The organism is Acidocella sp. MX-AZ02, from assembly GCF_000306035.1.
Classification (GTDB): Bacteria; Pseudomonadota; Alphaproteobacteria; order Acetobacterales; family Acetobacteraceae; genus Acidocella; species Acidocella facilis.
Genome location: NZ_JH976207.1, coordinates 1036433 through 1041879, shown reverse-complemented (window position 1 = coordinate 1041879; position 5447 = coordinate 1036433). Strand labels below are relative to the sequence as shown.

Genomic DNA, 5447 nt, shown 5'->3' with positions numbered 1-5447 from the left:
CCGCGCGCCTTTGGGCTGGGCTTATGTCGCGCTCTGCGCGCTGGTGGCGCTGGGGCTGGGGTATTTCTATCTGCTCTTCACCTGTTTCTCGGCTCTGTTCGCCGCCTGCCTGCTGCCGGTGGCGTTGAGCGGGATGGAGGGGGCGCTGGCCGGGGTGAAGCGGATCGGCCTGCTGGCGTTGATCCTGCTGGTGCCGTTCCTGGCGGCGCGGGCCGGTGCGGCGCCGAAGCCGGTGCCGGGCGGGCGGTCCTATCCCTCCTGCAGCCTGCGCCATATCGGCCCGCTGCTGGCCCCGGCGGCCGGGCAGGTGGTGCTGGCCCGCGCCGAGGACACGCCCGAGCTGCTCTATCGCAGCCAGATCGAAACCGTCGGCTCGCTCTATGAACATGGCGTGCCCGCCTTCATGCGTGACCGCGCGGCCTGGCGCGCGGTCCCCGGCACCAGCGAACCGCAAGCTGTGGTGGATACCGGCGCCAAATATGTGCTGTTCTGCCCGATGCCCGGCCGCTATCTGCTGGTCGCCGACCTGCCGCCGGACACGCTCTGGGATGCGCTGAACAAAGGCGCGGTGCCGCCCTGGCTGCGCGCCGTCGGCAGCGATGCGGCGGGCTGGACGCTCTACAAGATCGTCCCGTAAATCTGGCCGCCGGTCTGCGGGGCGCGCACTCCGGTGGTGCTGGGGAGCGAAAGCGGCAGGCCGCGCAGCGTGCGCACCGCGAGGAAGCCGAAACATTGCGCCTCCAGCGCATCGCCATTCCAGCCCACCGCCTCCACCGGGCGCACCGGCACCGCGAAGCGCGCGGCGAGGCCCGCCATCAGCGTGGCATTATGCCGGCCGCCGCCGGTGATCAGCACCTGTTGCGGCGGGGCGGGAAATTTGGTTTCGGCGATCGCGGCGCAGATGAAGGCGGCCAGCGTGGCGGCGGCGTCGGCCGGGTCGAGGCCCTGGGTGGCCTGGGCGATGAGGCTGGAGAAACTCAGCCGGTCGAGCGATTTCGGTGCCGGTTGCGCGAAGAAAGGATGCGCGAGCAGCTGTTGCAGCCGCTGATGGTCGACCTGCCCGCCAGCGGCCAGCGCGCCGTCCTTGTCATAGGGTTGGCCGAGATGAGCCTGCGCCAGATCATCCAGCGGCCCATTCCCGGGCCCGGTATCGCAGGCGATGATCTCGCCCGAAGCGCCCAGCCAGGTGGCATTTGCCACCCCGCCGATATTCACGATCAGCAACGGCTTTGCCAGCTCCCGCGCCAGCGCCGCATGAAACAGCGGCACCAAAGGCGCGCCCTCGCCGCCGGCGGCGACATCGGCGGCGCGGAAATCAAACGCCACCGGCAGCCTGGTGATGTGGGAGAGCAGCGCCGCATCGCCGATCTGCCAGGTCCGCCCGGCTTTCGGGGCGTGCAGGATGGTCTGGCCGTGAAACCCGACAATATCGGCCGAGCGCCCCAGCAACGCCACCGCCAGCGCATGCTCGCGGGTCAGCCGGGCGGTGGCGTCCAGCACGGCCGGAGCATCCGCTGAGAGGCCCGGCGCCCGGTCGAGCAGGCCGCGCAGCTGCGCGCGCAGCGCCTCATCATACAACAACGTCGCCGCCGGCCCGAAGCCGCTGACATGCTCGCCATCGGTCTCGATCCAGGCGGCATCCACCCCATCCAGCGAGGTGCCGGACATCAGCCCGATGGCGCGGTAGGTACGGGCGGCGGCATTGGCTGTCATGAGGTTTGTGCTAAGCGAGAGAGGCGGAGCAGGGCAAGAGGCGGCATGGATGTGAGACGGGGCCTGACGTGGTTCGGAAAAAGTTGGACCGCGCTGCTATGGGTCGTTTTGGGCTATTTCTGGTTATTGTGGACGAAAGTCGCCCTTGACCACATGCTGCCGCGACTGGCTTATTTGTTTGGCAAATCGGTGAATATCGATCCACCGTGCCAGACGCCAGAATGTGATTTCACCGCCTTCTGGCCGGCTGGGCTTCTCGCCCGGCATGGCGCTTTCAACCAGATTTACGATCCCGCGCGATTTCACGCATTCCAGCAGCATCTATTCAATCTTCAGCTTGGTGTCGATGCATTCTTCTACCCGCCCCCCATGCTGCTTCCCAGCGCGCTGGCGGCTTATTTGCCGTTCGAGGCAAGCTTTTTTGCCTGGAGCGCGGCGCTGTTGCTTTCGGCCATTCTTTTGTTGCGCTGGGCTGGGCTTTCATGGCTGGTGATTCTGGCTGGTTGCCTGAGCCCTGCAGCAGTTTGGTGTCTTGAGCTTGGCCAGATCGGCATCGTCGGAGGTGCCATTTTCGTGGCCGGACTGATGCGCGCCCTCGACCAACCGGGGATGGCGGGGGTGTTGCTGGGATTTTTGTCGCTCAAGCCACAGCTTGGGCTATTGGCGCCTTCTGTTGCCTTCGCACGGCGAAATCTGCGCAGTGCCCTGGGCTTTATTGTTTGCGTGATTGCCTTGGTCGGGTTGACGACGCTGTTTTTCGGCAAATCTGTCTGGGGCGCATATTTCACCTATGGAGTTCAGGAAACCAGAGCCGTCCTCAACCGACCTTTCAACCCGCATATCTATATGGGCGGTGGGATTTCGGTTTTTTGGATGCTGCGCAGTTTCCATGTTGGCTTCGCTTTTGCCAATTGGGTGCAGATTGTGGTGACGGGTTTCGCCGCGCTGACGGCGATCTGGATATGGCGGTGGTCCGACGCACCAACCCTTGACCGCACCGCCGCCACCGTTTTGCTGACGCTGCTGGCAACGCCTTACGGTTATATTAGCGATATGGTGGCGGGCGCTTGGGTCTTGGCGGCCCTGGCCGCGCGCCGCGGTTGGAAGATCGGCATCACAGATTTGCTGTTCTGGCTGTGGCCGCCCTTTTGCCCACTTATTGCAATCCAAACCGGCCATCTGTTTTCACCGCTAATCATTATGGCGAGCCTGCTGCGTCTTATGTTTGAGACCGCCCAGAGGAAGCGCCAATATCCATGACCAAGCGCCTCCGTGCCTATCTCCGCTTCATCGACCGCTTCGGCGGGATCGCGCTGTTGCTGGCCTTCTGGGCCATCCTGGTGGTGACCTTCATCAAGCGTGTGGCGCCGCGGCTGAGCTATTTCACCGGCCGGCCGATCGCGGTGGACCCGCCCTGCCAGGCCCCGCAATGTGACTTTGCCGTATTCTGGTCCGCCGGGCGGCTGGCGCGGCAGGGATCGTTCGATCTGCTGTACGATCATCAACGCTTCAACATCGCCGCCCAGGCGCTGCTCGGCGTGCATGGCTATATCGAGCATTTTCTCTATCCCCCGCCGTTTTTGCCGGTCCTCGGGACATTGTCCTTTCTGCCCTTCGAATGCGCTGCCCTGGTCTGGGCGGTCGGGTTCTGGGCTCTGGCCGCTTGGATGCTGCGCCGGGCCGGCTATAGCTGGCTGGTGATCCTGATCACGCTGCTCAGCCCGGCGGCCTTGTTCAGCCTACAGATCGGTCAGGTCGGCATCATCGGCGATGCGCTGCTGGTCTCAGGCCTGACCCTCGCCGCAACAGCGCCGGCCCGGGGCGGCGCGCTGCTGGGCATTCTGGCGGTGAAACCTCAGGTCGGGATTTTGGTGCCCTTCGCCTTGCTGGCGCAAAAACGCTGGCGCGCGCTGGTCGCCTTCGCGGTCGTGGTGGTGGCGCTGTCGCTGCTCTCCCTTGCCTGGTTCGGGACCGGGCCATGGTACAGCTTCCTGGCGCAAGACCCGCGGGAAGCGCGCTCGATGATCGCCCCGGCGTTTGATCCGCACAGCTTTCCCGGGCTTGGCGTGTCGCTGTTCTGGATGGCGCGCAGTTTTGGCGCCGGGTTCGGCTTGGCCCAGGCAATGCAGGCGCTGCTGGCGGTTGCCTGCGTCCTCGCCCTCTTCCTTTGGCGCCGGCGGCTCGATTTTGTCGGCCGCGTGGTCCTGCTCTCGCTGCTCGCCTCGCCTTATGATTTCGTCTACGGCATGGTCGGCTACTCGCTGATCCTCGCCCAATCCGCGCAAAACCGTCACTGGCGCATCGGCATCCTGGACGCGCTGCTCTTTCTCTGGCCCGGCCTGTGCCTGGTCATCTCCATCGCCACCGGGCATGAACTCACCCCGCTCATCGTCCTCGCTGCCTTGTGGCGCACGGCTTTGCCCCGGCCTGCGCCTGTGCTACCCGCGCCGGCACAGGAGTAGAACCATGGCGAACAGCGCATTTCTGGCCGAGGCGAAAGCCCGCGGCTTCATCTTCCAATGCACCGACGAGGCGGCCCTCGACGCGGCCTGCGCGAACGGTTCCATCGCCGGCTATGCCGGGTTCGACCTCACCGCCGACAGCCTGCATGTCGGCCACATGATCCCGATCATGCTGCTGCGCCTGTTCCAGCGCCATGGCCACCGCCCGGTGGCGCTGATGGGGGGCGGCACCACCCGCATCGGTGATCCGTCTTTCCGCGAGGAAGCCCGCCAGCTGCTGGGTGATGAGCAGATCGCCACCAACCTCATCGGCATCCGCAGAAACCTGGAAGCCTTCATCAATTTCGGCGACGGCCCGAACGACGCCATTCTGGTCAACAATGCCGACTGGCTGGACAAGCTCTCTTACATCGGGCTGCTGCGCGAGGTCGGCGTGCATTTCTCTGTCAACCGCATGCTCTCCTTTGATTCCGTGAAGAGCCGGCTGGACCGCGAGCAGGGCCTCACCTTCCTGGAATTCAACTACTCCATCCTGCAGAGCTATGATTTCCGCGAGCTCAACCGCCGCAATAACGTCGTGCTGCAGATGGGCGGCTCCGACCAATGGGGCAATATCGTCTCCGGCATCGAGCTGGTGCGCCGCACCGACCAGAAGAGCGTCTTCGGCCTCACCACCCCGCTGATCACCACGGCGTCGGGCCAGAAGATGGGCAAGAGCGCGGCGGGCGCGGTCTGGCTCTCGGCCGAAAAGCTGAGCCCCTACCAATACTGGCAATTCTGGCGCAACACCGAGGACGCCGATGTCGGCCGCTTCCTGCGCCTGTTCACCGATCTGCCGCTGGACGAAATCGCCCGCCTCGAAGCCCTGGGCGGGGCCGAGATCAACAGCGCCAAGATCATCCTGGCGACCGAGGCGACGACGCTGGCCCATGGCCGCACCGCCGCGGAGGACGCCGCCGAGACCGCGCGCAAGCTCTTCACCGAAGGTGTTGCCGCCGGCAGCCTGCCGTCGATCTCCCTCACCGCCGCCGAATTTGGCGCGGGTCTGCCGGCCTTCGCGCTGCTGGTGAAGGCCGGGTTGGCCGCTTCCAATGGCGAGGCGCGGCGGCTCATTCGCGGTGGCGGGGCGAAGCTGGATGATGTTGCCATCACCGATGAGGCGCAGATGATCGCGCCCAAGGCTGAGCAGAAGCTTTCTGTGGGTAAGAAGCAGCACGTTCTCATCAAACGAGAAGGGTGAACCTCAAGGGGGGATTTTTGAAAAAATCCCCC

The 5447-nt window shown here is 65.0% G+C and carries 4 protein-coding genes and 1 pseudogene; 4 read left to right on the top strand and 1 reads right to left on the bottom strand.

All coding sequences use genetic code 11. From position 1 onward, the window contains the following. A pseudogene (locus tag MXAZACID_RS19170) lies at positions 1–637 on the top strand (hypothetical protein); the annotation flags it as partial. Here MXAZACID_RS19170 and MXAZACID_RS05120 read toward each other — a convergent pair. Continuing rightward, positions 619–1713, bottom strand: a complete 1095-nt coding sequence (locus tag MXAZACID_RS05120; protein WP_008493063.1) for an anhydro-N-acetylmuramic acid kinase — start codon at positions 1711–1713, stop codon at positions 619–621. The pseudogene MXAZACID_RS19170 and the gene MXAZACID_RS05120 overlap by 19 nt on opposite strands. A gap of 45 nt (positions 1714–1758) precedes the next feature. Between MXAZACID_RS05120 and MXAZACID_RS17685 the strand changes: the two genes are divergently transcribed. Genes MXAZACID_RS17685 through tyrS form a run of 3 tightly spaced genes read left to right on the top strand, consistent with a single transcriptional unit; the run spans position 1759 to position 5415 of the window. Next, positions 1759–2973 carry a glycosyltransferase family 87 protein gene (locus MXAZACID_RS17685; protein WP_168118391.1) on the top strand — a complete coding sequence of 405 codons (1215 nt, stop codon included), beginning with the start codon at positions 1759–1761 and terminating at the stop codon, positions 2971–2973. Continuing rightward, positions 2970–4175: a glycosyltransferase family 87 protein gene (locus tag MXAZACID_RS05110; protein ID WP_008493060.1), complete on the top strand. Its 1206-nt coding sequence runs from the start codon at positions 2970–2972 to the stop codon at positions 4173–4175. The genes MXAZACID_RS17685 and MXAZACID_RS05110 overlap by 4 nt, the downstream gene beginning before the upstream one ends. A gap of 4 nt (positions 4176–4179) precedes the next feature. Then, positions 4180–5415 carry a tyrosine--tRNA ligase gene (gene tyrS / locus MXAZACID_RS05105; protein ID WP_008493059.1) on the top strand — a complete coding sequence of 412 codons (1236 nt, stop codon included), beginning with the start codon at positions 4180–4182 and terminating at the stop codon, positions 5413–5415. Positions 5416–5447: the final 32 nt, after the last annotated feature.

Coding starts and splice junctions, on each gene's coding strand:
- MXAZACID_RS05120 (WP_008493063.1), bottom strand. CDS start 1,713: ATGACAGCCAATGCCGCCGCCCGTACCTACCGCGCCATCGGGCTGATG.
- MXAZACID_RS17685 (WP_168118391.1), top strand. CDS start 1,759: ATGGATGTGAGACGGGGCCTGACGTGGTTCGGAAAAAGTTGGACCGCG.
- MXAZACID_RS05110 (WP_008493060.1), top strand. CDS start 2,970: ATGACCAAGCGCCTCCGTGCCTATCTCCGCTTCATCGACCGCTTCGGC.
- tyrS (WP_008493059.1), top strand. CDS start 4,180: ATGGCGAACAGCGCATTTCTGGCCGAGGCGAAAGCCCGCGGCTTCATC.